This is a genomic window from Streptomyces sp. YPW6 (assembly GCF_018866325.1).
Classification (GTDB): domain Bacteria; phylum Actinomycetota; class Actinomycetes; order Streptomycetales; family Streptomycetaceae; genus Streptomyces.
Genome location: NZ_CP076457.1, coordinates 1,437,653 through 1,464,511 on the forward strand (window position 1 = coordinate 1,437,653; position 26,859 = coordinate 1,464,511).

The window sequence follows — 26,859 nt, forward strand, 5'->3', positions numbered from 1 at the left end:
CACACCCAGGACAGCGATGACCACTCGAAAGAGTGAGCAGGTGGGGGGTCAGTCGCGCTCGAACCGGTACCCCATACCCGGTTCGGTGACGAAGTGGCGGGGGTGCGAGGGGTCCGCCTCCAGCTTGCGGCGCAGCTGGGCCATGTAGACCCGCAGATAGTTGGTCTCGGTGCCGTAGGAGGGGCCCCAGACCTCCTGGAGGAGCTGCTTCTGGCTGACCAGCCGGCCGGCGTTGCGGACGAGGACCTCCAGCAGGTGCCATTCGGTGGGGGTGAGGCGTACGTCGCGGCCGGCCCGGTGGACCTTCTTCGCCGCCAGGTCGACGGTGAAACCCGCGGTCTCGACGAGGGCGACGTCCTCCGTGCCACCCTCCTGGCCGACCGGTTCCGCCCGGCGTACCGAGGCCCGCAGACGGGCCAGCAGCTCGTCCATCCCGAACGGCTTGGTGACGTAGTCGTCGGCCCCGGCGTCCAGCGCCTCCACCTTCTCGTCGGAGGTCTGCCGCGCGGAGAGGACGAGGATGGGGACCCGGGTCCAGCCGCGCAGCCCCCTGATCACCTCGACCCCGTCCATGTCGGGCAGTCCGAGGTCGAGGAGGACGACGTCGGGGTGGCGGGCGGCGGCGAGCTGGAGGGCGGTCGCCCCGTCGGGCGCGGCGTCGACCTCGTACTGGCGGGCCTTCAGGTTGATCACGAGGGCGCGGACGATCTGCGGCTCGTCGTCGACCACAAGCACCCTGGTCATCGCGGACCTGCCTTTCTGCTGTACGGGCTTGTCAGAGGGGTACGAGGAAGGGGCGGGAGCGTGTCGGGGCGGGCGGGGCGCGCCCGGGGACGGGTCACGAGGTGGCCCGCGCGGGCAGCTCGGGGCCGGCCCGTGTCCCGCCCGGCGCCGCGGCGAGGGTCAGGACCATGGTCAGGCCGCCGCCCGGGGTGTCCTCGGCGTCCAGCGTGCCGCCCATGGCCTCGGCGAAGCCCCGGGAGACGGCGAGGCCGAGCCCCACGCCGGCGCCGCGGGGGGCGTCCCCGTACCGCTGGAAGGGCTCGAAGATGCGTTCCTTGGCCTCGTCGGGGACGCCGCGGCCCCGGTCCACCACCCGCAGCTCGACCCGGTCGCCGAGCGCGCTGGCGGCCACGGCGACGGGCTCCCGGCCCGGGTGGTGGTACTTGACGGCGTTCTCGACGACGTTGGCGACGACCCGCTCCAGGAGTCCGGGGTCGACGGCGACCATCGGCAGCGTCTCGGGGATGTCGAGGTCGACGCTGCCCTCGGGGACGCCGCCGAGCGCCATGGGAACCACCTCGTCGAGGTCGATCTCGCGGATCAGGGGGGTCACGGTGCCCGTCTGGAGGCGGGACATGTCCAGCAGGTTGCCGACGAGGTGGTCCAGCCGGTCCGCGCCGTCCTCGATGCCTTCCAGCAGCTCCGCCTCGTCCTCGTCGGACCAGGCGACGTCGTCGGAGCGGAGCGAGCTGACGGCGGCCTTGATGGCGGCCAGCGGGGTGCGCAGGTCGTGGCTGACGGCGGCGAGCAGGGCGGTCCTGATCCGGTTGCCCTCGGCGAGTCTGCGGGCCTCCTCGGCCGCCCCGACCAGGCGCTGGCGGTCGAGGACGACGGCGGCCTGGGCGGCGAACGCGCCGAGCACCCGGCGGTCCTCGGCGGGCAGCACCCGGCCGGAGAGCGCGAGGGCCAGATGGTCGCCGACCGGCATGTCCACGTCGGCGTCGTCGGGGCGGGTGACCGGGGCCGGTCCGACGGAGCCCGCTCGGGTCCACGGCTCCACGTCGCTGCTGCGCTCCAGCAGGGCGACGGACTCCATGGCGAAGGTCTCGCGGACCCGCTCCAGCAGGGCGTCCAGGGCGGTCTCGCCCCGCAGCACGCTGCCGGCGAGGAAGGAGAGGATCTCCGACTCGGCGCGCAGCCGGGCGGCCTGGTGGGTGCGCCGGGCCGCGAGGTCGACCACGGAGGAGACCGCCACCGCCACGGCGAAGAAGATCACGATGGCGACGAGGTTCTCCGGGTCCTGGACGGTCAGGGTGTGCGTCGGCGGGGTGAACCAGTAGTTCAGCACCAGGCATCCCACGGCCGCCGAGGCCAGCGCCGGTCTCAGCCCGCCGAGCAGGGCGGCGGCCACCGTCAGGGAGAGGAACAGCAGGACGTCGTTGGCGAGGCCCGGGGCGTCCTCCATGGAGCGCAGGAAGACCGCGAGCAGGAGGGGGCCGACGACGCCGACGAGCCAGCCCCAGATGATCCGGGCGCGGCCGAGCCGGGCGCCTCTGGCGATGGGCAGGCCGCGGCCCTTGGCGACCTCCTCGTGGGTGACGATGTGGACGTCGAGGTCGGGTCCCGACTCGCGGGCGACGGTCGCGCCGACCCCGGGGCCGTAGATGTACTGCCAGGTCTTGCGGCGGCTGGAGCCCAGCACGATCTGCGTGGCGTTGACGCCGCGGGCGAACTCCAGCAGGGCGGCCGGTATGTCGTCGCCGATGACGTGGTGGAAGGTGCCGCCGAGGTCCTCGACCAGGGTCCGCTGGAAGGTCAGCTCCTTCGGGGAGGCGGAGGTCAGTCCGTCGCTGCGGGCGATGTAGACGGCGAGGATCTCGCTGCCCGAGCCCTTGGCGGCCATCCGGGAGGCACGGCGGATGAGGGTGCGGCCCTCGGGCCCGCCGGTGAGCCCGACGACGATGCGCTCGCGCGCCTGCCAGGTGGTGCGGATGTTGTGCTCGCCCCGGTACTGCTGGAGGTACTCGTCGGCCCGGTCGGCGGTCCACAGCAGGGCCAGCTCGCGCAGGGCGGTGAGGTTGCCGGGGCGGAAGTAGTTCGAGAGGGCGGCGTCCATCTTGTCGGGCTGGTAGATGTTGCCGTGTGCCATCCGGCGGCGGAGCGCCTGGGGCGACATGTCGACCAGCTCGATCTGGTCGGCGCGGCGGACCACCTCGTCGGGGACGGTCTCGCGCTGCCGGACGCCGGTGATCGACTCGACGACGTCGCCGAGCGACTCCAGGTGCTGGATGTTGACCGTGGATATGACGTCGATCCCGGCCTTCAGCAGCTCTTCCACGTCCTGCCAGCGCTTGGCGTTGCGGGAGCCGGGGACGTTGGTGTGGGCCAGCTCGTCGACCAGGGCCACGGCCGGAGCGCGTTCCAGGACGGCGTCGACGTCCATCTCGGTGAAGACGGCGCCGCGGTAGCCGATCTCGCTGCGCCGGACCTGCTCGAGACCGTGCAGCAGCACCTCGGTCCGCGGCCGGGCGTGGTGCTCGACGAAGGCCACCACGCAGTCGGTGCCGCGCTCGACCCGGCGGTGCGCCTCCGAGAGCATCGCGTACGTCTTGCCGACGCCCGGTGCCGCGCCCAGGTAGATCCGGAGTGTCCCGCGTCCCATGGCCCCATTGTCTTCTTCCGTCCGGCCGTGTCGTGTCCGGGGCCGGTGGCGCGCCCGGTGCGGCTGCCGCCGTCGACGCTACTCCGCCGCGGGCCGTGGTTCGGTCCCGGGAGTGCAGGTGAGGGGCGTATTGACGGAACTCTGATGCCCGCCGGGAGGGCCCGGGGAGCGGGGCCGGGGACTCAGGACTCCTCGACGATGTGTCCGTCGCTGAGCTCCAGGACCCGGTCGGCGAGGCCCAGCAGCTGGGGGTCGTGGGTGGCGACGAGGACGGTGACGTTCTCGCTGCGGACGACCGCGCGGAGGAGTTCCATCACGGCGAGCCCGGTCTCGGCGTCGAGCTGCCCGGTGGGCTCGTCGGCGATCAGGAGGGCGGGGCGGTTGGCGAGGGCGCGGGCGATGGCGACGCGCTGCTGTTGGCCTCCGGAGAGCTCCCCGGGGCGCTGCTCCGCGTGGTCGGCGAGGCCGACGAGGGACAGCAGCAGGGCGACCCGCTCGTCGCGCTCGTCGGGGTCGGCCCTGCGCAGCCGCAGCGGTACGCCGACGTTCTCGGCCGCGGTCAGGATCGGGATGAGGCCGAAGGACTGGAAGATGAAACCGACCCGCTCGCGGCGCAGCTCCAGCAGGCCCTTCTCGCCGAGGCCCGCCAGTTCGGTGCCGTCGACGGTGATCCGGCCGCTGTCGGGGGTGTCCAGGCCGCCGACCAGGTTGAGCAGAGTGGTCTTGCCGGAGCCGGAGCGGCCCTTGAGCGCGACCAGTTCGCCGCGCGGGATCCGGAACGAGACTCCGCGCAGGGCGTGCACGGCCGCCGCTCCGCTCCCGTACGAGCGGTGCAGGTCCTCGACCGTGACCATCACGCCGCGGGCCGGGTCCTCGGCGAGGGCCGTGCCGGACTGCCCGCTGGTGCTCTCGGTCATGCTGCTCCCCCGTCGTCATGCGGCCCGCGTCGTCGCCCGCCAAGTATGTGTGTACGGCACACGGCCGGGCAACGGCCGGGGGCCGGTACGGACGACGGCCGGTGGGCCGCACCCCGGGAAGGGATGCGGCCCACCGGCCGGTGCGGGGTCCGCTAGCGGACCTCGGTGATCTCGGGGCCGCGCTGGAGCTGGCCCATGCCGCCGGAGAACCTGGAGCTCTCCTGGTCCTCCTGCTGCACGCCCTCGGGCACCATCTGGGCGTCGTTGGGGAGCTTGAGGACGATCGGGTCGCGGGGGGCCATCGGTCCCTCGCCGCGGACGACCACGGTGTCCCGGAAGATCGTCTCCAGCAGTCCGGCGGCCTCCGGCTGGACGGCGCCCTGGCCGGAGATCACTCCGCGCAGGAACCAGCGGGGGCCGTCGACGCCGACGAAGCGTACGAGCTGCACCCCGCCCGTGCCGTCCGGGAGCTGTACGGGGACCTGCGCGCGCAGCTCCCAGCCCAGCGGTCCCTCGACCTCGTCGATAACGCCGCCCTGCTGGGTGATGCCCGAGGCGATCTCGTCGCGGACCTCGCCCCAGATGCCCTCCTTCTTGGGGGCTGCGAAGGCCTGCAGCTGGATCGCGCTGTCGCGCAGCACCACGGTGGCGGCGACGATCGCGTCCCCGGCCACCTCGACGCGCAGTTCCATGCCCTCGACCCCGGGGACGAAGATGCCGCCCAGGTCGACCCGGCCCTCGCCGGGCTGGGACACCTCGGAGCTGTCCCAGGGTCCGTCCGGCCGGGGCGCCGGCGGAAGATTCATCCGACGCGTGCCGGTGCCGGCCTCGTCGGATGCGCCTGACTCGTCGGCGACCTGCTCGGCCTCGCGCACCTCGTCCGCCGCGTCCTCGGCGGAACCACTCTTCTTGCGACGTCCGAACACGTCACTGTCCTTCCCGGTCGGATACGACCGAAGCGTAGCTGTTCCCACCGCGGGTGATCTGGCCCTCGGCGCCGTCCACCGACGCGTGGCCGCCGGTGGACCCGAAGCCCCCTTCGGCCCGCGCCGAGCCGGGAAGTTCCGCCACCTCGTGGAAGCGCACCTTCTCGACCTGCTGGACAACCAGTTGGGCAATCCGGTCGAACCGCTCGAATCGCACGCTCTCGCGTGGATCGAGGTTGACCACGATCACCTTGATCTCCCCACGGTACCCGGCATCAACCGTCCCTGGGGCATTCACGAGGGCCACTCCGCAGCGGGCTGCGAGGCCGGAGCGCGGGTGCACGAACGCGGCGTACCCGTCGGGCAGGGCGATCGCGACCCCGGTGGGCAGCACCGCGCGCTCGCCGGGGGCGAGCTCGGCGGCCTCGGTGGTCACCAGGTCGGCCCCGGCGTCGCCCGGGTGCCCGTACGCCGGAATCGGCACGTCCGGGTCGGTCAGGCGGATGAGTACGTCGACGGGACCACGGGTCACGGGTTCACCTCGAAGGCGCGGGCGCGCCGGACCTGGTCGGGGTCGGACATGGCCGCCCGGATCTCGGCGGGCCGCCCGTTGTCGATGAAGTGGTCGACCTTGACCTCGATGAACAGGGCGTCGGCCCGGACCGCGACGGGGCCTTCCGGGCCGCCGATCCGGCCGGTGGCGGTGGAGTAGATCTTCCGCCCGTGCACGGCGGTGATCCGGGCGTCGAGGTGCAGCACGGTGTCCACGGGGACGGGGCGGACGTAGTCGGTCTCCAGCCGTCCGGTCACCGCGATCGTGCGCAGCAGCCAGTTCAGCGAGCCGAGGGTCTCGTCCAGTGCCGTGGCGAGCACGCCGCCGTGGGCCAGGCCGGGGGCGCCCTGGTGGGCGGGCTGCACGGTGAACTCGGCGGTGACGCTCACGCCTTCACCGGCCCGCGCCATCAGGTGCAGTCCGTGCGGCTGTCCCCCGCCGCAGCCGAAGCAGTGTTCGTAGTGCGCCCCGAGAAGCTCGCCGGGGGCGGGCGCGTCGGGGTGCCGGACCGGCGCGACGGCGTCGGCCGGGGGTGTCAGAGCTGCTGATGTTCCACTCACAGGCGCAGACCTTACCCGCGCGGCCGTGTGCGGGGCGCGCCGTGCCAAGCTTGGTGCCATGCAGCCTTCCGCTCCGCCCTTCGACGAACGTCTCACCGCGCCCCGTTCCTGGTGGTTCATCGCCTTCGGGGTCGGTGTCGCCTGTGCCCTGATGCTGCTGCCGCTGGGCACCCTGCCGATGATCGCGGGGCTGGTCGGCGGGGCGGCCGCGGCGGCGCTCGTGGTGAGCGGTTACGGCTCGGCCCGGATCCGGGTGGTGGCGGGGGCCCTGGTCGCCGGTGAAGCCCGGATCCCGCTGTCGGCGCTCGGTGAGCCCGAGGTGCTGGACGCCGAGGAGGCGCGGGCCTGGCGAACGCACAAGGCGGACGCCCGTGCGTTCATGCTGCTGCGCGGCTATGTGGAGACGGCGGTGCGGGTGGAGGTCACGGACCCCGAGGACCCGACTCCGTACATCTATCTCTCCACCCGGGACCCGCGGGGCCTGGCGGCGGCGCTGGGGGCCGTACCGGCCGCCTGAGCCGTTCGCCGGAGCGGCCGGGGGCGTCTCGCGGCCGCGTTCGTCGGGTGCACCGGGACGGTGCGTTCGCCGGAGCGGCCCGGGGGCGCTCAGTGCCCCTCGATCTCCTTGGGCAGCTCGGCCGGGTTCAGCGGCTGCTCCAGCGGCGGCAGCGCGGGCAGCCGGTCCCAGGGGATCTGGTCCCTGCGCAGGTCGTCCCTGACCCGGTCGGCGAGCTTGCGGGTGTCGCGGCGGTTCATCGTGGCGCCGACGGCGGCGCCGATCATGAACGGGATCAGGTTGGGCAGATTGCGCGCCATGCGCTTCATGATCTGCTGGCGCAGCTCACGCTTCATCTGGCCGCCCAGGGCGGCGTTGAGCGTGGTGGGCCGGGTGACGTCGATGCCGCGCTCCTCGGTCCACGACGTCAGATACGCGGTACTGCGCTGGCCGAGGTTGCCCGGGGGGCGGCGGCCGTAGACCTCGTGGAGCTCGGCGACGAGCTTCATCTCGATCGCGGCGACGCCGGTCACCTCCGCGGCCAGCTCGGCGAGCATCGCGGGCGGTACGGGCATCATCGCGGCGGCGCCGATGCCGGCGCCGACGGTCGCGGTGCCCCGGCAGGCTCCCGTGACCAGCTTGTCGGCCAGCTCCTCGGGGCCGAGCCCGGGGAACTGCCTGCGCAGGGTGGCGAGGTCGCGCACCGGCACGCGCGGAGCCGTGTCGATGATGCGGTCGGCCAGCTGGGCGGCCAGGACCTTCGCGCTCTCCCCGCTCTTGCGTACGCCCCGTTTCACTGCGTTCAGGCGGCCCCCGGTCATGGGCTCCGCCCGGTCCTGCTCGTCCCGCCGCGCGGTCGGGTCCGGCAGTGCTGCCGCCCCGGCCACTTCGAGCGAGGCCGGACGGCCTCGCTCGTCGTCGGAACCGCCGGAGTGGTCCGGCGGGGCGGCGGACCGCTCGGCAGACGCGTGACCGCCTTCTGCCGGGCCTGTGCCGCCGGTACCGTCCTGCTGCTGGGCCGGCCGGCCGTGCCGACGCCAGGGGCGCCGCTTCCGGAACGGTGTCTCGCCTGCCACGGCCGACTCAGCCTCAGTCGCAGTCGCGGCAGATGGGCTGACCGTTCTTCTCGCGGGCCAGCTGGCTGCGGTGGTGCACCAGGAAGCAGCTCATGCAGGTGAACTCGTCGGCCTGCTTGGGCAGCACCCGGACGGCCAGCTCCTCGTTGGAGAGGTCCGCGCCGGGCAGTTCGAGGCCCTCGGCCGCGTCGAACTCGTCGACGTCGACGGCGGAGGCCGTCTTGTCGCTCCGACGCGCCTTGAGCTCTTCGAGGCTGTCCTGGTCCACATCGTCGTCGGTCTTGCGTGGGGTGTCGTAATCCGTTGCCATGTCGCTCTCCCCCTCTTGGGTGTCTAGGTGTCTCAGCGCACGTAACGCGTGAGAGGCCGGACTTGTGCCCGACCTGAGGCGGAGATTTTGCCTCACATCAAGGCCTGTTACTCAATCGACACCCAACCGGCCGCCTCGGCGAGGCTCGGCTTGGGTGGCGATGGGGACCGTACACGGTCCCGACTGCGCAGTTCACGGGCGCCACCCCGTGTACTTCCCGTGATAATGATCCCCGAAAACCCGGACGATTACCGACTTTCCGGCAGGGTCGTGATCACGGAGCGTGGAGGACCGGAAAGTCGACCCTGTGATCGATCACACACGACTCGCCCAGGAGCGGGTCCTGAAAATTCCGCCCAAAGCGAACATGGAGATTCGGTGCAGAGTCATATCGGGCACCCCTCAGACCGGCAGAGTGACACGCATCACGAGCCCTCCGCCCTCGCGGGGCTCCGCGATGATACGGCCTCCGTGGGCCCGCGCGACGGATCGTGCGATCGACAGGCCGAGCCCGACCCCCTTGTCGCTGCCCGTGCGCTCCGTACGCAGCCTTCTGAAGGGCTCGAAGAGGTTGTCGATCTCGTACGCCGGGACCACCGGGCCGGTGTTCGAGACGACCAGCAGGGCCTGTCCGTCCCGCACCTCGGTGGTGACCTCCACCCAGCCGTCCTCGGGCACGTTGTAGCGCACGGCGTTCTGCACGAGGTTCAGGGCGATCCGCTCCAGCAGGACCCCGTTGCCCTGCACCGTGGCCGATGCCCGCTCGCCGCGGATCTCGACCCGGCCGGCCAGCGCCTCCGCCCGGGTCTGGTCGATGGCCCGCTCGGCGACCTCCGCGAGGTCGACCGGTTTGCGCTCGACGATCTGGTTGTCGCTGCGGGCCAGCAGCAGCAGGCCCTCGACCAGCTGCTCACTGCGCTCGTTGGTGGCCAGGAGGGTCTTGCCGAGCTGATGGAGCTCCGGCGGGGCCCCTGGATCGGAGAGGTGGACCTCCAGCAGGGTGCGGTTGATCGCCAGCGGGGTGCGCAGTTCGTGCGAGGCGTTGCCGACGAACCGCTGCTGTGCGGTGAAAGCCCGCTCCAGCCGGTCCAGCATGTCGTCGAAGGTGTCCGCCAGCTCCTTCAGCTCGTCGTCCGGGCCGTCCAGCTCGATCCGCCGGGTGAGGTCGGTGCCCGCCACCCGGCGCGCCGTCCGGGTGATCCGGCCGAGCGGGGACAGGACGCGTCCGGCCATGGCGTAGCCGAAGGCGAAGGCGATGACGCTGAGACCGAGCAGGGCGAGGAGCGAACGGTTGAGCAGGGTGTCCAGGGCCGCCTTGCGCTGGTTGTTGACGCAGGCGTTCATCGCGGCGTTGAAGGCCTCCGGACTGGCGTTCGTGGGCAGGCTGCAGATCTCGCTGGTGACCTTGCCGCTGACGATCTCGAACGGCAGCTCGCTGCCGACATGGAGCGCCTGCGCGGCCAGCATGTAGATGATCGACAGCAGCACGATGCCCGCGATCAGGAACATCCCGCCGTACAGCAGCGTGAGCCGTATCCGGATGGTCGGTCGCAGCCAGGGGTACGGGGGGGCCGCCTGCTTGGGCTCCCAGGTGGGCTTCGGTGGCGCCGCGGGCGGCTCCGGTGTGGTGGCCATGGTCCTCAGATCCGGTATCCGGAGCCCGGCACGGTGACGATGACGGGCGGCTCGCCGAGCTTGCGGCGGAGCGTCATGACCGTGACCCGCACCACGTTGGTGAAGGGGTCGGTGTTCTCGTCCCAGGCCTTCTCCAGCAGCTGTTCCGCCGAGACGACCGCGCCCTCGCTCCGCATCAGCACCTCCAGCACCGCGAACTCCTTCGGTGCGAGCTGGATCTCCACCTCGTCGCGGAAGACCTCACGGCGGTTCGGGTCGAGCTTGATGCCGGCGCGCTCCAGCACGGGCGGCAGCGCCACCGTCGTACGGCGGCCCAGCGCGCGCACCCGGGCGGTCAGCTCGCTGAAGGCGAAGGGCTTGGGCAGATAGTCGTCGGCGCCCAGCTCCAGGCCCTCGACCCGGTCGCTGACGTCGCCGGATGCGGTGAGCATGAGCACCCGGGTGGGCATGCCGAGTTCGACGATCTTGCGGCAGACGTCGTCCCCGTGCACCACCGGGAGGTCCCGGTCCAGCACCACGACGTCGTAGTCGTTGACCCCGATGCGCTCCAGGGCCGCGGCACCGTCGTAGACGACGTCGACGGCCATGGCCTCCCGGCGCAGTCCGGTGGCCACCGCATCGGCGAGCAGCTGCTCGTCCTCGACGACGAGTACGCGCACGGCGCAGTCCTTCCTTCGGTCCTTCGTCGGTTCACAGAGCGAGCGGCCCGCGCAGGGCCGCTCGGACACGGGCAGCCGGGCCGACCGTGTACCTCCATCCTGCCCTCAACCCACGTAAACCGGCGGTAAGGCGGCGGTGGGCGGGGCCCTCCCGCGGACCGCCGCCGGGAAAGCGGCGGTTTTCCGGGCCAGTTGAGGTTTCTCTGAGCTGCGGCATGGGGAAGAGGGCTTCACACCCGCGATCACGCCTGTCCCGTGGCCTGCCACGGTCCGCCCCTTTTTCCTCCGGAGCGGCGGCGCGATCACCCGCTCCTCCGGCTCCTCGGCCGGGGGTATCCCGGGCACACCCCCGTGCCACCGACCCACGATGAGGGGGCGCATCATGGACGCTTTCACCGCAGGTCTGCTGCAACGCATCAAGACGACCGAGTCCGACCTCACGCGGGCGCGCGAGGACGGCGACGACTTCCTCGCGGAGGTCGAGCAGGGCGAGCTGGACGATCTGCACCGCCTCGCCGCCGAGCACGGCGTGCAGATCGGCGCCACCAGCGCCTGAGCCGTACGCCACAGGGCCCCGGAAGCTGTCCAGGCTTTTCCGGGGCCCTGTGCTGTGCCGTCGCGTCTCAGGGCCCGCCAGGGGCGTCGGGTCAGTCGTGCCAGGCGCCCAGCTCGTCGAGCGCGGCCTGCAGCGGCTCGAAGACTCCGGGGGTCGCGGCCACCGTCAGGTCCCCGTCGGCCGGCCGCCCCGGGCGGCCGCCGGTCAGCGCGCCCGCCTCCCGGGCGATGAGGTCGCCCGCCGCCAGGTCCCAGGGGTGCAGCCCGCGCTCGTAGTAGCCGTCGAGGCGGCCCGCCGCCACGTCGCAGAGGTCGACGGCGGCCGAACCGCCGCGCCGGATGTCGCGGAGCCTGGGGATCAGCCGCTGGGCGACGTCCGCCTGGTGGGCACGGACGTGGGCGACGTAGTTGAAGCCGGTCGAGACGAGGGCCTGGTCCAGGGGAGCCGAGGGCCGGCAGCGCAGCGCTTCGCCGTTCGCGAACGCACCTGCGCCGAGAACAGCGTGGTACGTCTCCCTGCGCATCGGGGCCTCGACGACGCCCACGACCCGCTCGCCGTCCCGCTCGGCGGCGATGGAGACGGCCCAGGTCGGCAGGCCGTAGAGGTAGTTCACCGTGCCGTCGAGCGGGTCGATGACCCAGCGGATGCCGGTGGAGCCCGGGGAGCTGGCGCCCTCCTCGCCGAGAAAGCCGTCGTCGGGGCGGAAGTCGGTGAGGTAGCCGGTGATCAGCTTCTCGGCGGCGATGTCCATCTCGGTGACCACGTCGATGGGGCTGGACTTGGTCGCGGCCACCCCCAGGTCGGCGGGGCGGCCGTCGCGCAGCAGCGCTCCGGCGCGGCGGGCGGCTTCGCGAGCGAGGTCGAGCAGTTCGGACAGGGCGGGGTCGGTCACGGTGCTCCCAGGTGATCGGTGCGCACGGTCAGGTGGGCGTACGAGCGGTCGTACGGGCTACGCGTACGGGCTGTCGGCGCCGGCTGCGGCGGGTTTCGGGGCCCTGGCAGGGCAGCAGCCGACGGGGCAGAGGTCGTGGGAGGGGCCCAGCGACCCCAGCGCGCAGCGCTCGACCGCCCGGCCGCGTTCGCTCGCGGCACGCTCCAGGAGCAGGTCCCGTACGGCGGCGGCGAAGCGGGGGTCGTCGCCCACGGTGGCGGAGCGGCGGACCGGCAGGCCGAGCTCGGCGGCCTTCGCGGCGGCCTCGGTGTCGAGGTCGTAGAGGACTTCCATGTGGTCCGAGACGAAGCCGATGGGCGCCATCACGACCGCGGGGGCGCCCTGGCCGTGCAGGGTCTCCAGGTGGTCGCAGATGTCGGGCTCCAGCCAGGGGATGTGCGGAGCGCCGCTGCGGGACTGGTAGACGAGCTGCCAGGGGTGCTCGACGCCGGTCCGGGCGCGTACCGCCTCGATGATCAGCCGTGCCACGTCGAGGTGCTCGGCCACGTACGCGCCGCCCTCGCCGTGCGTCTCCACGGGGCCCGAGGCGTCGGCGGCGGAGGTCGGGATGGAGTGGGTGGTGAACGCGATGTGCGCGCCGGCGCGGACGTCCTCGGGGAGGCCGGCGAGCGAGGCGAGCACCCCGTCCACCATGGGCTCCACGAAGCCGGGGTGGTTGAAGTAGTGGCGGAGCTTGTCGACCCGGGGTACGTCGAGGCCTTCGGCCTGAAGGGCGGCGAGTGACTCGGCGAGGTTCTCGCGGTACTGGCGGCAGCCCGAGTAGGAGGCGTAGGCGCTGGTGGCGAGGACGGCGATCCGGCGGTGGCCGTCGGTGGTCATCTCGCGCAGGACGTCGGTCAGGTAGGGGGCCCAGTTGCGGTTGCCCCAGTAGACCGGGAGGTCGACGCCGTGGTCGGCGAAGTCCTTGCGCAGCGCGTCCAGCAGGGCGCGGTTCTGCGCGTTGATCGGGCTGACCCCGCCGAACAGGAAGTAGTGCTTGCCGACCTCCTTGAGGCGTTCCTCGGGGATGCCGCGGCCGCGGGTCACGTTCGCCAGGAACGGGACCACGTCGTCCGGGCCTTCGGGGCCGCCGAAGGAGAGCAGCAGCAGGGCGTCGTAGGGAGCGGGATCGCGCAGATCGGACATGCCGTCGATCCTGCCACCCGCCTCCGACAGGGCGGCAACCGACATCCGACGGTCCGTCGGGAAAGCGGGGAACGGCCGATGGCGAACCCGCCGGAGCCACTGCTCGGTCCGCCCGGAATTCGGCGTTCCGAGCCCCCGGCCGCCCGTAAGCTGTATGACCCAGCTATACGCCTGACAGGCATGACCGGAGTACCCCTTGCCCAGCCCCTACCGCGCCATCTTCTCCGCCCCCGGGACCAAGGGGTTCTCCGCCGCAGGCTTCCTCGGCCGGATGCCGCTGTCCATGATGGGCATCGGCGTCGTCACGATGATCTCCCAGCTCACCGGCCGCTACGGGCTGGCCGGGGCGCTGTCGGCCACCCTGGCGATGTCGGCGGCGGTCTGCGGCCCCCAGGTATCCCGGCTGGTCGACCGCTACGGGCAGCGCCGGGTGCTGCGGCCGGTCACGCTGGTCGCGGTGGCGTCGGTGGCGGGGCTGCTCATCTGCGCCCAGCAGGGCGCGCCGGAGTGGACGCTCTTCGTCTTCTCGGTGGGCGCGGGCTGTGTGCCGAGCGTGGGCTCGATGGTCCGGTCCCGCTGGGCGGAGATCTACCGGGGCTCCGGCCGGGATCTGCACACCGCGTACGCGTGGGAGTCGATCGTCGACGAGGTGTGCTTCATCTTCGGCCCGATCATCTCCATCGGTCTGTCCACCGCGTGGTTCCCGGAGGCCGGACCGCTGATCGCCGCCGCCTTCCTGCTGGCCGGCGTCTTCTGGCTGACCGCGCAGCGCGCGACCGAGCCGGTGCCGCACCCGAGGTCGCCGCACACCGGGGGCTCGGCGCTGCGTTCGCGCGGGCTCCAGGTCCTGGTGGCCACCTTCGTGGCGACGGGCGCGATCTTCGGCGGCGTGGACGTGGTGACCGTGGCCTTCGCCGAGGAGCGCGGTCACCAGGCCGCGGCCTCGCTCGTGCTGGCCGTCTACGCGCTCGGCTCGTGTCTGGCGGGGGCCGTGTTCGGGCTGCTGCACCTGAAGGGGAACCCCGCGACCAGGTGGCTGGTGGGTGTCTGCGCGATGGCCGTGAGTATGATCCCCCTCCTACTGGCCGGGAACCTTCCGTTGCTGGCCGTGGCGCTCTTTGTCGCGGGCCTCGCCATCGCACCGACGATGGTCACCACGATGGCCCTCGTCGAAGCGCACGTACCGCGCACCAAGCTGACCGAGGGCATGACCTGGACCAGTACCGGGCTCGCGGTCGGAGTGGCGCTCGGCTCCTCGGCCGCCGGCTGGGCGGTCGACGCCGCCGGGGCGAAGGCGGGGTACGCGGTGCCCGCCGTGGCGGGAGCGCTCGCGGCGGCGGTGGCGTTCCTGGGATATCGCCGGCTGGCCGGGCCGGCTGCGACGGGAGGGCGCGGGGAAGATGACCGACACCTACGCACGGACCACGACGAGCGCGTGGCGTAACTGGGCGGGCACCGTCACCGCCCGACCCGCCCGCACCGAGTCGCCGGCGTCCGTGGACGAGCTCGCGGACGTGCTGCGCCGGGCGCACGCGGACGGGCTGAAGGTGAAGCCGGTGGGTTCCGGCCACTCCTTCACGGCGGCGGCCGCCACCGACGGGGTGCTGATACGCCCCGATCTGCTCACCGGGATCCGGGACATCGACCGGGAGGCGATGACCGTGACGGTGGAGGCGGGCACTCCGCTCAAGCGGCTGAACACCGCGCTCGCCCGGGAGGGCCTGTCGCTCACGAACATGGGCGACATCATGGAGCAGACGATCGCCGGGGCGACCTCCACCGGTACGCACGGCACGGGCCGCGAATCGGCCTCGATATCCGCCCAGATCAGGGCGCTGGAGCTGGTCACCGCCGACGGCACGGTGCTGGTCTGCTCGGCCGAGGAGAACCCCGAGGTCTTCGCCGCGGCCCGGGTCGGGATCGGCGCCCTCGGGGTGATCACCGCCGTCACCCTCGCCGTGGAGCCGGTCTTCCTGCTGACGGCCCGCGAGGAGCCCATGGCCTTCGACCGGGTGACGGCGGACTTCGCTCAGCTCGTGGCCGAGAACGAGCACTTCGAGTTCTACTGGTTCCCGCACACCGGGAACTGCAACACCAAGCGCAACAACCGCAGCGCCGGTCCGGCCGCCCCGCCCGGCCGGGTCAGCGGCTGGATCGAGGACGAGCTGCTGTCCAACGGGGTCTTCCAGGTGGCCTGCTCGCTCGGCCGCGCGGTCCCGGCGACGATCCCCTCGATCGCCAGGCTCTCCAGCCGGGCGCTGTCGGCGCGTACGTACACCGACATCCCGTACAAGGTGTTCACCAGCCCGCGCCGGGTGCGGTTCGTGGAGATGGAGTACGCCGTTCCGCGCGAGCAGGCGGTGACGGTGCTGCGGGAGCTGAAGGCCATGGTCGAGCGGTCACCGCTGAAGATCAGCTTCCCGGTCGAAGTGCGCACCGCTCCGGCCGACGACATGGCCCTGTCGACCGCGTCCGGCCGGGACAGCGCGTACATCGCGGTGCACCTCTACAAGGGCACGCCCCACCGCTCGTACTTCACCGCGGTCGAGCGGATCATGACGGCGCACGCGGGCCGGCCGCACTGGGGCAAGATCCACACGCGGGACGCGGCCTACCTGTCCGGGGTCTACCCGCGCTTCGGTGAGTTCACCGCCCTGCGCGACCGGCTGGACCCGGACCGGATGTTCGGCAACGACTATCTGCGGCGCGTGCTCGGCGACTGAGTCCGGACCGCGTCCGGTGTGCCCTCGGCCCCGGTCCCCCGCGAGCGAGCGGGGGACCGGGGCCGAGGGGTTCGCGTGCGTACGCAGGTCACTCGGCGTCGGCGCCGGGCGGGCCCTGTTCGCCCGCTCCGGGGCCGGCGTCCGTGCCGGCCGGGGGTTCCCCGTCGCCGGTGTCTCCGGGGTCCGAGGGAGTGGGCCCGGTCGGGTCGGGGGTGGGCTCACCGGCGGATCCGGAGGGCGTGGGGGTCGGGCTGGGCTCGGTGGTCGGGTTCTCACCGCCCGTACCGGTACCCGGGTCCGGGCTCGCGCCGCCGTCGCCGCCGTCCGTGGCAGGAGCGGATCCGGTGCCGTCGCCGGGAGTCGGAGCCTGCTCGTCCGCTCCCCCGCCCTGGCCGGTGTCCCCGGAGGGGGTGGGGCCAGCGGGGCCGGAGCCCCGGTCGCCGCCGCGGACCACGGAGCCGAGGGTGGTGCCCTGGCCGCCGCTGAGGTCGTTGCCCGAGAGCACCTCGAACGCGGTGATCCCGGCCATCGAGACCGCGAAGACCGCGGCGGCGGCGAGCGCCGGGCGCTTCCAGCCGCGCAGCCGGGTGCCGTGGGTGACCCCCTCGCCGAAGGCGTCGTCGGGAACGGCGGCCGGATCTGCTCCGGCCGCCGGGAGCATCTGCGTACGGTCGTCGGCGCGCGGCAGCAGCTGGGTACGGTCCGCGTCGGCTCCGGGGCCTCCGGCCGGCGGGACGCGGAGCATCCGGGTCCGCTCGTCGCCGAGACGCAGCAGCTGTGTCCGGTCCGCGTCGAGCGGCCTCAGGAGCTGCGTGCTCTCCGCGTCCGGGACCACCTCCGGGACCGTGCCCGGGCCGACCGTGGGCAGCACCGTGGTGGCGTCGCCCGCCGGCGGCTCCTCCACCGGGTCCGGTTCAGTCCGCCGGGCGGCGGCTCTTCGCCCGGCGGGCGTCGTCTCCTTGGTGCGCACGGTCACCTGGCGGCCCTCCGGGTGGGTCACCTGAACCGTCACCTCGCGGATCTGCTCGCCGGTGCGGCGGAAGAAGTGCTGGAAGACCGAGCCGCCGCAGGTGGCGACGACGCTCATCACTCCCGCGCCGGCGATGGTGCCGTACACGCCCAACTGCGAGGCCAGCACCGCTGCCGCGACGGCCGCCACGGCGCTCCCGGCGACCTGCGGGAGGCTCAGATCTATGCGCTTCTCCTTGGGTTCTGCGTCACTTTCCGGCTTCTGAACCATTACCAGCCCCTGCTTGACATCTCTCCCACTCTGCAACAGGAAGGGACAAATGAGCGAAGTGGATAGTTCCGTTTCCGGTGATTGTGTGAAGCACGACACGCATCGAGGGCATTTCGCCGAGAACTGGGTACTTCAACTCCCGCACTCCGCGAGAACTTCGGCGGCGCGCCGGTCCACCCCGGTGGCCCGAATGGAGTACTGTGACGAGCCCTGGGGCGGACTCCGACGTGGGAAGCCGCAGCCACCGGAGGAGCCGACGGCGGCACCCTAGGTGGGCGAACCAGGGCGAGCGCCCGACACGCCGGGCAATTTGGCAAGGTTGTGGCAGGCTGCACCCGGGCAGGTCACACTCGACTAGCGGAAGCAGCGACGCACGTGACGTCGGCAGGCACCACCCGGGAGGTCCCCATGCCCGAACTGCGTGTCGTGGCCGTCTCCAACGACGGCACACGACTGGTGCTCAAGGCTGCGGACAGCACGGAGTACACGCTTCCGATCGATGAGCGGCTGCGCGCCGCCGTGCGCAACGACCGCGCCCGGCTCGGCCAGATCGAGATCGAGGTGGAGAGCCACCTCCGTCCCCGCGACATCCAGGCCCGCATACGGGCCGGTGCCTCCGCGGAGGAGGTCGCTCAGTTCGCGGGCATCCCCGTCGACCGTGTACGCCGCTTCGAGGGCCCCGTGCTCGCGGAGCGCGCTTTCATGGCGGAGCGGGCCCGGAAGACTCCTGTGCGCCGTCCCGGCGAGAACACCGGCCCCCAGCTCGGCGAGGCGGTGCAGGAGCGGCTCCTGCTGCGCGGCGCCGACAAGGAAACCGTCCAGTGGGACTCGTGGCGCCGTGACGACGGCACCTGGGAAGTCCTGCTCGTCTACCGGGTCGCGGGCGAACCGCACTCGGCGAGCTGGACGTACGACCCGCCCAGGCGGCTGGTCCAGGCGCTGGACGACGAGGCACGCTCGCTGATCGGCGAGACCGACGACGTCGCAGCGCCGGAGCCCAGCTTCCCGTTCGTGCCCCGGATCGCCCGCCTGCCGCGCGACCGTCCGCTGGACCGGAGTCTGGACCGGCAGGCCGAGCGCGAGCGCCCGCTGGACCGGCAGATCGAGCGGGCGACGCCGGTCGCCGAGCCCGAGGAGTACGTGAGCAGCGCGTCGGCCGGTGAGCGTGACTCGCTGACCAGCCTGCTGGAGGCGGTGCCGAGCTTCCGGGGCGACATGGTCGTGCCGGAGCGGCCCGTACAGCCCGAGCCGGCCGCGCTGGAACCGGCGGAGGAGGCGGAGGCGGACGAGTCGCCGGCCGCCGCCGCTTCGGCGGCCGGGGCGGGGTCCGCGTACGCGGATGTGCTGATGCCCCGGGCGGTCGCCGGTCATCGCGACCGGCTGACCGGGACGACGGACCGTCAGGCGGAGGCGGACGGAGTCCGGCCGGGCCGCCGGGCCGCCGTGCCGAGCTGGGACGAGATCGTCTTCGGCACCCGGCGCAAGAAGCAGGACTGACCGGGGATGACCACCGGTGGGAGCGGGGGCCGTACGCGATCGCGTACGGCCCCCGCTCCTTCGTCGTCGCCCGGCGCCGCGGGATTACTGCGGCTCGGGCCCCGTGGCGACCGGCCGGGAGGGGTCCGAGGACCACTCGGACCAGGAGCCCGGGTAGAGGACACCGGTGAAGCCGGCGATCTCCAGGGCCAGCACCTCGTGCGCGCCGGATACCCCGGATCCGCAGTAGACGCCCACGCCTTCGGCGCCGGCCTTCGCGCCCAGGCCCGCGAACCGCGCGGCCAGTCGTTCGGCCGGAAGGTAGCGGCCGTCCCCGTCGACGTTCTGCGTGGTGGGCGCGGAGACGGCCCCGGGGATATGGCCGCCCACGCGGTCGATCGGCTCCACATCTCCCCGGTACCGCTCGGCCGCCCGTGCGTCCAGGAGCAGACCCGACCGGGCGAAGGCCGCCGCGCTCTCCGCGTCCAGGGTGGGCAGGGCACCCGGTTTCGGCCGGAAATCGCCCTCGGCGGGCCGGGGGATCTCCGTGCTGAGGTCACCGGTCCACGCGGCGAGCCCGCCGTCCAGGACCCGCACGTCGCTGTGCCCGGTCCAGCGCAGCAGCCACCAGGCGCGGGCCGCGGCCCAGCCCTTCCCGCCGTCGTACACCACCACGGGGGTGTCCTGGCCGACCCCGGCCCGGCGCATCACGGCGCCGAAGGCCTCCGGATCCGGGAGGGGGTGGCGGCCGCCGTCGCCCGCCGGTCCGGCCAGCTCCGTGTCGAGGTCGACGAAGACCGCGCCGGGCAGGTGGCCGGCCTCGTAGGCCGGGCGGCCGTTCGGGCCGCCGAGCTGCCAGCGGACGTCCAGGAGTACGGGGGGCCGCGTCCCGGCCGACTCGCTCGCGCATTCGGATGCGGTGATGATGGGCTTCATGGGTGCCATCCTCGCGCAGCGGGGGCGGCACCCGTAACGGCATCGGACAGGACGGCCGGCGGGAATCCGGCCGCCCTCCGCCGAGAACCCGGACGACGCGGCGCGGCCGGTGCGCCTCCCGCGCCGGGGGTGCAAGCATCTGCACGGGGTCCGCCGACCACGTCCTGACCCGGGACCGCGTCGCTGTCCCGTTCCCCCGCACGGCCACCACAACGGTCCGAGGAGAGAGAAGACGATGACCGAGGCTCCCGCCCGGCGCACGCCCGGAACACCTTGCTGGGTGAGTCTGATCGTGCACGGCCTGACCGCGACCCAGGAGTTCTACGGGGCCCTGTTCGACTGGGAGTTCCGGCCGGGCCCCGACCAACTGGGCCCCTACGTCCGCGGGCTGCTGCACGGCGAGGAGGTCGCGGGCATCGGCCAGCTGCCGCCCGACCGGCATCTGCCCATCGCCTGGACCACCTACCTCGCCACGGACGACGCCGACGCCACGGCGGAGGCCATCCGCTCCTGCGGCGGGACGGTCGCGGTCGGCCCGCTGGACGCGGGGGACGCCGGGCGGCTGGCGATCGCCTCCGACCCGAGCGGGGCGGTCTTCGGCATCTGGCAGGGCTGGCGCCACATCGGCACGACGTCGGCGGGCGCACCCGGCACGCCCGTCTGGAACGAGCTGGTGACCCGGGAGACCTCGATGGTCGCGAAGTTCTACCAGACGGTCTTCGGCTACGAGACGGAGGCGGTGCTCTCGGCCGACTTCGACTACCAGACGCTGCACCTGGGCGACGCGGCGGTGGCGGCCCTCCACGGCGTCGGCCACGCGCTGCCGCGCGACCGGGGGCCGCACTGGATGACGTACTTCGAGGTCGCCGACACCGACCGGGCCGCGGCCCGCGTGGTGGAGCTGGGCGGACGCGTCCTGCAGCCGCCGCGGGAAGGGGTGAGCGGCAGGCCGGCGACGGTCGCGGACCCGGAGGGTGCCGTGTTCACCGTCGTCCGGTCGCCGGAACGCTGACCTCCGGCGACCGGTCACCGCATCGGCCGGTCCGCCTCCGGAGGACGTCCTGCCCTCCGGAGGCGTGGGAAGGTCAGGAGGGGTCCACCCAACCGTGCTCCTGGGCGAGGCGGAGCAGACGCTGCCGTACATGCTGCACCTGCGCGGCGGTCAGGGTGCCGTCCGCCTCGATGAGCGCCTCGGTCACCTCGCTCTGGAAGTCCGGGGCGGTCAGGATGTCGCAGTCGGCTTCCTCGTCGTGCGCCACGTCCTGGACCGCCGCACCGCCCCGGGGCCCCCGGGCCGCCGGTGGGGCAGCCTGCCGCACCAGGCGGATCTCGCCCGCCTTGGGGCCCTTGTCGCCCGACTCCAGGAAGTACTCGACCCGCCGGCCGGCCTGGTACAGGTACTTCTCCTCGAGAAGGTCGTTGGCGTGCATGAACACGTCCTCGTCACCCTGGTCGGGCGCGATGAACCCGTACCCGCGGACATCGTCGAACCGAAGAATCTTTCCCGTCATCAACACCGGCGCACCTCCACCACCACCGCCACCACTCACACCAGATCGCCGATGAGTATAGCGAGCAGGAAAACGGCGGTTCCCGGCTCACCGAGCCCGATGTGCACGGCTGTTCGGGTTGTGCCCGGCCGACGTCCGGTCAGTCGGCGGGGACCGGCAGAACGTCCGGCGACAGCGCGCCGACGTGTGCGGCGGCACTGGTCACCCGGCGACGGTGGTGGCGGCGGCAGAGCACCTCGTAACCGATCTCCGTCGCCGGCCGGTCGACGTCCCCGACGACGACCTGCTCCCCCTCGACCACCATGGCACCACCGACCGTCCGGGCGTTGTGCGTGGCGCGGGCCCCGCACCAGCAGAGCGCCTCGACCTGGAGGGCCTCTATGCGGTCGGCCAGTTCGATCAGCCGCTGGGAGCCGGGAAACAGCTTGGTCCGGAAGTCCGTGGTGATGCCGAAGGCGAAGACGTCGAGCTTGAGATCGTCGACCACGCGGGCCAGTTGGTCGATCTGGCCCGGGGCGAGGAACTGGGCCTCGTCGACGATCACGTAGTCGACCCGGCCGCCCCTGCTGACCCGGTCCACGATGTGCGCGTACAGGTCCATGGCCTCCTCGGCCTCGACGGCGTCCGTCACCAGGCCGAGCCGGGAGGAGAGTTTGCCCTCCCCCGCACGGTCGTCCCGGGTGAAGATCACTCCCTGGAGGCCGCGCGCCGAGCGGTTGTGACCGATCTGCAGGGCCAGCGTGCTCTTTCCGCAGTCCATGGTTCCGGAGAAGAACACCAGCTCGGGCATGAGAGGTCGAGCACCTTTCGGAGGGGGCTGCGTGGCAGGAGGGGGGTTACGAGCGTACTTCGAGGAGCGGGACGAGCTGTTCCACGGGGGTCAGGGAGCCGTGCACGCCCGCCATCGCCGACTCGTGCGGCTCGTTGACGGAGGCCGTGATGATCACGTCGTCGTGGGCGGCCGCGACCACGTCGCCGATCCGTCCGCGGACCCGCTCGTCGATCACCGGGCCGAACCAGCCGGCCGCGATCGCCTCGTCCCGGCTCGCGATCCAGAACTGCTCACCGAGGACCTCGCGCCAGACGGCCAGGACGTCGGCCTGGGCGCCGGGGACCGCGTAGACGTGGCGGGCGCGGCCCTCGCCGCCGAGGAGGGCGACGCCCGCGCCCAGCTCCCAGTCCTCGTCGAAGTCGATCCGGGACTGCTCGTCGAACGGGATGTCGATCATGCCGTGGTCGGCGGTGATGTAGAGCGCGGAGCGCGGCGGGAGCTGCTCGGCGAGGCGTCGGGCGAGCCCGTCCACGTACATCAGCTGGCCGCGCCAGGCGTCGGAGTCGGTGCCGAAGCGGTGGCCCTTGCCGTCGACCTCGCTGTAGTACGTGTAGACGAGCGAGCGGTCGCCCGCGGCCAGGCGCTGGGCGGCGACGTCCATCCGGTCCTCGCCGGAGAGCCGGCCGAGGAAGGAGCCGCCACTGAGCGCGATCCTGGTGAGGGGGGTCTGCTCGAACATCGGCGCGGAGACCTGCGCGGTGTGGACGCCCACCGCGTCGGCGAGCTGGAAGACCGTGGGGTGCGGCTGCCAGACCTTCGGCTCGGTCCACGGCTTCCAGCGGAGCTGGTTCATCAGCTCGCCGGTCTCGGGGTTGCGCGCGGTGTAGCCGGGGAGGCCGTGCTCGCCGGGCGGCAGCCCCGTACCGACGGAGGCGAGGGACGTCGCGGTGGTGGAGGGGAAGCCGGCGGTGAGCGGGCGGCCGGTGCCGCCGCGCGAGGTGGGGAGCAGGGAGTGCAGGAAGGGCGCCTCGTCCGGGTGGGCCTTGATCTGCTCCCAGCCGAGGCCGTCGATCAGGAAGACGCAGTTGCGGTCGGCCGGGGTCAGCTCGGGGATCGCGGCGGTGAAGCCCGGGACCTCCAGTCCGGCGGCGAGCGTCGGAAGCAGGTCCGCGAGCGAGCCGCTGCCGTACTCCGGTACGGGCGCGGTGTCGAGGGCCAGCGGCACCGGGTCCTGCCAGGCGGGCTGAACCATCAGCGGCCACTCGCCGCGGTGGCGGCCGTGGCCTCGGAGAGCGCCTGGGCGAAGGCGAGGGTCTGGCGCACGGCGTCGGGGCCGTCTCCGGCCTCGCTGACCCGCAGGCTCAGGTCGTCGGCGGTGGAGCTGCCGGTGTAGCCGTGGTCGGCCTCGCAGTTGGAGTCGCCGCAGGCGGCGGGCTCCAGGTCGATCCGGGAGACCGCGCCCCAGCCGATGGTCAGGACGACCTCGCGGGGCAGGGTGCCCGGGACGTACTTCTCCGGGTTGGCCACCACCCGGCTGACGACGACGGAGGAGATCCGCTCCAGCTTGACCGACTCGGTGGAAGTGGTGGCGTACGGCGTCGGGGAGCTGGTGTCGGCGGCCTGCTCGTCGGTGTGGCTGACGATGAACCGGTGCTCGGTCAGGACGAGGACCGTCGCATGGCGGCGGACCTCGTTGGAGTCGAACGTGGTCTCCTGGTGGACCAGGTACGAAGCGACCGGCTCCCCGCCGACGGCGGCCTCCACCGCCTCGGCCACGAGGGCCGGGTAGTAGCCGCTGCGCTCGATCGCCGCGCGCAGCCCCTTGGTCGTCGTACCGGTCTTTGCCATGGGCACCATCCTACGGCGGGCCGGTGGCTGCCGGGGACGCCCCGGGGGCCACCGGCCTCAGTAGTTCGGAAGGCGGCGGGGGCCGACGTCGCTCCGGGCGGGCGGCGGGGCGAGGCGGACGCTCGCCCCGAGCACGGTGAGTCCCTGCGGGGCGACCACGACGGGTTCGAGGGCGACGGAGACCACTTCCGGGTGGTCGTCGACCAGCCGGGACAGCCGCAGCAGCAGCTCCTCCAGCGCGGCCGTGTCGACCGGGGCCGAGCCGCGCCAGCCGAACAGCACCGGGGCCGCCCTGATGGACCGGATCAGCTCGGCGGCGTCCCGGTCGGTGGCGGGGACCAGCCGGTGCGCGGTGTCGCCGAGCAGTTCGGAGGGCGCTCCCGCGAGGCCGAAGGAGAGGATCGCCCCGGCCGCCGCGTCGATGGAGGCCCGCACGACGGTGTCCACGCCGCGCGGGGCCATCGCCTGGACGACGGGAAGCAGTTCGGCGGGCTTGCCGAGGAGGTCGGTGAGCTCTCCGTACGCCCGGCGCAGCGCTTCCTCGTCGGCGACGTCGAGGCGGACCCCGCCGAGGTCGGCGCGGTGGCGCAGGTGGGGCGCGGTGGTCTTGAGGGCCACCGGGTAGCCGAGCCGGGCCGCCGCGGCGACGGCCGACTCGGGATCGGGGGCGGGCAGGGTGGGGCGTACGTCGATGCCGTAGTGGCGGAGCAGCTCGCGGGCCTCGTCGTGGGTGAGCGGGCGCCCGCGCGGATCGGGTGCGGTGACGAGCTGCTCCTCGATCAGGGCGGCGGCGCCCGCCTCGTCGATGGTGTCGTCGAGGAACTCGGGGACCTTGCCGGGGACGGCCGCCTGCCGCCGCCACTGGGCGTACTTCACGGCCTCGGCGAGAGCGCGCACGGCACGTTCGGCGGCAGGGTAGGCGGGGATGCGGCCGGGGCGGGGCGGAGCTTCGGGCGCTGCGGCTTCGGGTGCGGGCCTTGCGGAGGTCGCTGTTCCGGATGTGGGCGTCGCGGGGGTCGGCGTTCCGGAGGCAGGTGTCGTGGAGGTCGCCGTTCCGGGGACCGGCACAGCGGTGGCACGGCGAGAGGCGGGGTGAGCCGTCGGCGTTCCGGGGGCTGCCGGGGTGGTCGCCGTTCCGGGCGCGGTGGACCCCGTCCGGGCTGCGGGCGTCGCCGGGGTGGTGGTCGCGGTCCCGTCCGGGGTCGTGGTCGTGGTCGTGGTCGAGGCACGGTCCGCGGCTGGTTCCGGGGATGCTGTCCGGGGCGCGGTGGTCCGGGGACGGGGCGCCACCGTGCTGCTCGCGGCGGCCAGGGCCTCGGCGAGGCCGCCGATCTCGACGTGGACGACGGCCACCGGCTTGGCCGATCCCCCGGCCACCGCCCCGGTCAGGGCCTGGGCCAGCACCTCGCCGTCGCCGGTCTCGGCCTCCCCGTTCTCCCCCACCCACGGGATGGCGGTGACGATCACGGCGTCGCAGGTCCCGTCCGCCAGCGCCTCGGCCAGGGCCTCGCGGAAGTCCTGCGGGGAGGCGGCGGTGGTGAGGTCGACCGGCGGGCGCGGGCGCAGCCCCTCGGCGAGGCAGGCGTCGTACGTCAGCAGACCGAGGGACTCCGAGTTGCCGAGGATGGCGACCCGGGGGCCGGCCGGGAGGGGCTGGCCGGCCAGCAGGAGCCCGGCGTCGACCATCTCGGTCACGGTGTCGACCCGGATGACACCGGCCTGGCGCATCAGCGCGGAGACCGTGGTGTCGGGGATGCGGCTGACCGGGACGGCGTGGCCGGGCGGGTTGGTGCCGCTGTGCCGGGCGCCCTTGACCACGACGACGGGCTTGACGGCGGCGGTGCGGCGGGCGAGGCGGGTGAACTTGCGGGGGTTGCCGAGCGATTCGAGGTAGAGCAGGGCGACGTCGGTGTCCGGGTCCTCGAAGGAGTACTGGAGGAAGTCGTTGCCGGAGACGTCGGCCCGGTTGCCCGCCGAGATGAACGAGGACAGGCCCGCGCCGCGCCGGTGGAGGCCGGAGAGCAGGGCGATGCCGATCGCGCCGGACTGCGTGAACAGGCCGATCCGGCCGCGGGCGGGCGACTCGGGGGCGAGGGAGGCGTTCAGCCGGACGGTGTCGGCGGTGTTGATGATGCCGAAGGCGTTCGGGCCGATGATCCGCATGCCGTACGAGCGGGCCTGGCGGACCAGTTCGCGCTGGAGCGCGCGGCCCTCGGCGCCCCGCTCGGCGTAACCGGCGGAGAGGACGACCAGACCCTGGACGCCGTGTTCGCCGCAGTCGGCGACGGCTTCGGGCACCCGGTGGGCGGGGACGGCGATGACGGCGAGGTCGATCTGTTCGTCGATCTCGCCGAGCGAGCGGTGGGCGGGGACCCCGTCGAGCGTGGCCGGGCCCTCGTCGAAGGCGCGGTTCACCGCGTAGGCGCGGCCGGTGTAGCCGGCGGCGAGGAGGTTGCGCAGGACCGTGCGGCCCACTCCACCGGGGGTGCGGCCGGTGCCGATGACCGCGACGGAACCGGGCGCGAGGAGGCGCTGCACCGAGCGGGCCTCGGCGCGCTGTTCGCGGCCGCGCTGGACGGCGAGGGACTTCTCGGTGGGTTCGAGGTCGAGGGTGAGGTGGACGGAGCCGTCCTCGAAGCTGCGCCGCTGGGTGTACCCGGCGTCCCGGAACACCTTGATCATCTTGTTGTTGGCGGGGAGCACCTCGGCGGCGAAGCGCCGGATGCCGCGCTCGCGGGCGACCGCGGCGATGTGTTCCAGCAGCGCCGAGGCGACCCCGCGGCCCTGGTGGGCGTCCTGCACGAGGAAGGCGACCTCGGCCTCGTCGGCGGGGGCGGAGGCGGGGCGGCCCCGGTCGTCGATGCGGTCGTAGCGGACGGTCCCGATGAACTCGCCGCCGGTCGTGACGGCCAGTCCCACCCGGTCGACGTAGTCGTGATGGGTGAAGCGGTGCACGTCCCGGTCCGATAGGCGGGGATACGGGGCGAAGAAGCGGTAGTACTTCGACTCGTCGGACACCTGCTCGTAGAAGCTGACCAGTCGCTCGGCGTCGTCCGTGGTGATCGGCCTGATGCGTGCGGTGCCCCCGTCACGGAGCACCACGTCCGCTTCCCAGTGGTCGGGGTACGCGAGATGCGGACGCTGTTCCGGCGTGGGCTCCATGGCCAAAGCCTACGGCCGGACCGGAGGCCGGGCACAGCACC

25 protein-coding genes are annotated in these 26,859 nt (G+C 73.0%); 6 read left to right on the top strand and 19 right to left on the bottom strand.

Going from position 1 to position 26,859, the window contains the following annotated elements:
- Positions 1-48: 48 nt before the first annotated feature.
- The 6 genes from KME66_RS06275 to KME66_RS06300 form a co-directional block, all read right to left on the bottom strand.
- A complete protein-coding gene (locus KME66_RS06275) occupies positions 49-744 on the bottom strand; it encodes a response regulator (protein ID WP_030581286.1) in 696 nt (231 codons plus the stop codon).
- A 94-nt stretch (positions 745-838) separates the two neighbouring features.
- Complete coding sequence (locus KME66_RS06280) at positions 839-3,385, bottom strand: DUF4118 domain-containing protein (protein WP_216319928.1); 2,547 nt, start codon at positions 3,383-3,385, stop codon at positions 839-841.
- 182 nt (positions 3,386-3,567) lie between these two features.
- Positions 3,568-4,302, bottom strand: a complete 735-nt coding sequence (locus KME66_RS06285; RefSeq protein ID WP_216319932.1) for an ABC transporter ATP-binding protein — start codon at positions 4,300-4,302, stop codon at positions 3,568-3,570.
- 152 nt (positions 4,303-4,454) lie between these two features.
- Positions 4,455-5,228, bottom strand: a complete 774-nt coding sequence (locus KME66_RS06290) for a DUF3710 domain-containing protein (RefSeq protein ID WP_073220591.1) — start codon at positions 5,226-5,228, stop codon at positions 4,455-4,457.
- Position 5,229: 1 nt separating this feature from the next.
- On the bottom strand, positions 5,230-5,760 hold the full coding sequence (dut, locus tag KME66_RS06295; RefSeq protein WP_216319935.1) for a dUTP diphosphatase: 531 nt from the start codon (positions 5,758-5,760) through the stop codon (positions 5,230-5,232).
- Positions 5,757-6,341, bottom strand: a complete 585-nt coding sequence (locus tag KME66_RS06300; RefSeq protein WP_073220585.1) for a PaaI family thioesterase — start codon at positions 6,339-6,341, stop codon at positions 5,757-5,759. Before KME66_RS06300 ends, dut begins: the two co-directional genes overlap by 4 nt.
- A gap of 58 nt (positions 6,342-6,399) precedes the next feature.
- On the opposite strand from KME66_RS06300, the gene KME66_RS06305 reads away from it, so the two are divergent.
- The gene (locus KME66_RS06305) at positions 6,400-6,858 is read left to right on the top strand and encodes a DUF3093 domain-containing protein (RefSeq protein WP_073220583.1); all 459 of its coding nucleotides are present in this window, start codon (positions 6,400-6,402) and stop codon (positions 6,856-6,858) included.
- An 89-nt stretch (positions 6,859-6,947) separates the two neighbouring features.
- On the opposite strand, the gene KME66_RS06310 is transcribed toward KME66_RS06305, so the two are convergent.
- From KME66_RS06310 to KME66_RS06325, 4 genes are all read right to left on the bottom strand, one after another.
- Positions 6,948-7,913: a hypothetical protein gene (locus tag KME66_RS06310; RefSeq protein ID WP_216319938.1), complete on the bottom strand. Its 966-nt coding sequence runs from the start codon at positions 7,911-7,913 to the stop codon at positions 6,948-6,950.
- Positions 7,914-7,926: 13 nt separating this feature from the next.
- On the bottom strand, positions 7,927-8,223 hold the full coding sequence (locus KME66_RS06315; protein ID WP_003965732.1) for a DUF4193 domain-containing protein: 297 nt from the start codon (positions 8,221-8,223) through the stop codon (positions 7,927-7,929).
- Between the two features lie 402 nt (positions 8,224-8,625).
- Positions 8,626-9,858: a HAMP domain-containing sensor histidine kinase gene (locus KME66_RS06320; RefSeq protein ID WP_216319940.1), complete on the bottom strand. Its 1,233-nt coding sequence runs from the start codon at positions 9,856-9,858 to the stop codon at positions 8,626-8,628.
- Between the two features lie 5 nt (positions 9,859-9,863).
- Positions 9,864-10,517: a response regulator transcription factor gene (locus tag KME66_RS06325; RefSeq protein ID WP_006128158.1), complete on the bottom strand. Its 654-nt coding sequence runs from the start codon at positions 10,515-10,517 to the stop codon at positions 9,864-9,866.
- Positions 10,518-10,899: 382 nt separating this feature from the next.
- Here KME66_RS06325 and KME66_RS06330 point away from each other — a divergent pair, with 382 nt between their 5' ends.
- Entirely contained in the window at positions 10,900-11,073 is a 174-nt protein-coding gene (locus tag KME66_RS06330; protein WP_216319943.1) for a hypothetical protein, read from the top strand.
- 91 nt (positions 11,074-11,164) lie between these two features.
- Here the strand turns inward: KME66_RS06330 and KME66_RS06335 are convergent, their stop codons facing one another.
- The gene (locus KME66_RS06335) at positions 11,165-11,965 is read right to left on the bottom strand and encodes an inositol monophosphatase family protein (RefSeq protein ID WP_073220575.1); all 801 of its coding nucleotides are present in this window, start codon (positions 11,963-11,965) and stop codon (positions 11,165-11,167) included.
- A 57-nt stretch (positions 11,966-12,022) separates the two neighbouring features.
- Positions 12,023-13,150, bottom strand: a complete 1,128-nt coding sequence (locus KME66_RS06340; protein WP_216329115.1) for a ferrochelatase — start codon at positions 13,148-13,150, stop codon at positions 12,023-12,025.
- 196 nt (positions 13,151-13,346) lie between these two features.
- Here KME66_RS06340 and KME66_RS06345 point away from each other — a divergent pair, with 196 nt between their 5' ends.
- Both KME66_RS06345 and KME66_RS06350 read left to right on the top strand, forming a co-directional pair.
- Positions 13,347-14,594, top strand: a complete 1,248-nt coding sequence (locus tag KME66_RS06345; RefSeq protein ID WP_073220572.1) for an MFS transporter — start codon at positions 13,347-13,349, stop codon at positions 14,592-14,594.
- On the top strand, positions 14,551-15,873 hold the full coding sequence (locus tag KME66_RS06350; RefSeq protein ID WP_216319946.1) for a D-arabinono-1,4-lactone oxidase: 1,323 nt from the start codon (positions 14,551-14,553) through the stop codon (positions 15,871-15,873). Before KME66_RS06345 ends, KME66_RS06350 begins: the two co-directional genes overlap by 44 nt.
- 88 nt (positions 15,874-15,961) lie before the next feature.
- On the opposite strand, the gene KME66_RS06355 is transcribed toward KME66_RS06350, so the two are convergent.
- Positions 15,962-17,113, bottom strand: coding sequence for a hypothetical protein (locus KME66_RS06355; protein WP_253208246.1), 1,152 nt, complete (start codon positions 17,111-17,113; stop codon positions 15,962-15,964).
- A gap of 408 nt (positions 17,114-17,521) precedes the next feature.
- On the opposite strand from KME66_RS06355, the gene sepH reads away from it, so the two are divergent.
- On the top strand, positions 17,522-18,610 hold the full coding sequence (gene sepH / locus KME66_RS06360) for a septation protein SepH (protein WP_073221627.1): 1,089 nt from the start codon (positions 17,522-17,524) through the stop codon (positions 18,608-18,610).
- Between the two features lie 84 nt (positions 18,611-18,694).
- On the opposite strand, the gene KME66_RS06365 is transcribed toward sepH, so the two are convergent.
- A complete protein-coding gene (locus KME66_RS06365; protein WP_216319948.1) occupies positions 18,695-19,525 on the bottom strand; it encodes a sulfurtransferase in 831 nt (276 codons plus the stop codon).
- A gap of 235 nt (positions 19,526-19,760) precedes the next feature.
- Here KME66_RS06365 and KME66_RS06370 point away from each other — a divergent pair, with 235 nt between their 5' ends.
- Entirely contained in the window at positions 19,761-20,537 is a 777-nt protein-coding gene (locus KME66_RS06370) for a VOC family protein (RefSeq protein ID WP_216319951.1), read from the top strand.
- A 73-nt stretch (positions 20,538-20,610) separates the two neighbouring features.
- Here the strand turns inward: KME66_RS06370 and KME66_RS06375 are convergent, their stop codons facing one another.
- The 5 genes from KME66_RS06375 to KME66_RS06395 all read right to left on the bottom strand — a co-directional run bounded on the left by KME66_RS06375 (position 20,611) and on the right by KME66_RS06395 (position 26,818).
- Complete coding sequence (locus KME66_RS06375; protein WP_216319953.1) at positions 20,611-21,036, bottom strand: cold shock domain-containing protein; 426 nt, start codon at positions 21,034-21,036, stop codon at positions 20,611-20,613.
- Between the two features lie 139 nt (positions 21,037-21,175).
- Complete coding sequence (locus KME66_RS06380; protein ID WP_073220556.1) at positions 21,176-21,826, bottom strand: thymidine kinase; 651 nt, start codon at positions 21,824-21,826, stop codon at positions 21,176-21,178.
- Positions 21,827-21,872: 46 nt separating this feature from the next.
- Positions 21,873-23,060: an alkaline phosphatase family protein gene (locus tag KME66_RS06385; protein ID WP_216319958.1), complete on the bottom strand. Its 1,188-nt coding sequence runs from the start codon at positions 23,058-23,060 to the stop codon at positions 21,873-21,875.
- A complete protein-coding gene (locus tag KME66_RS06390) occupies positions 23,060-23,656 on the bottom strand; it encodes a DUF5998 family protein (protein ID WP_073220550.1) in 597 nt (198 codons plus the stop codon). Before KME66_RS06390 ends, KME66_RS06385 begins: the two co-directional genes overlap by 1 nt.
- A gap of 57 nt (positions 23,657-23,713) precedes the next feature.
- Positions 23,714-26,818, bottom strand: a complete 3,105-nt coding sequence (locus KME66_RS06395) for a bifunctional GNAT family N-acetyltransferase/acetate--CoA ligase family protein (RefSeq protein ID WP_216319961.1) — start codon at positions 26,816-26,818, stop codon at positions 23,714-23,716.
- Positions 26,819-26,859 lie beyond the last annotated feature (41 nt).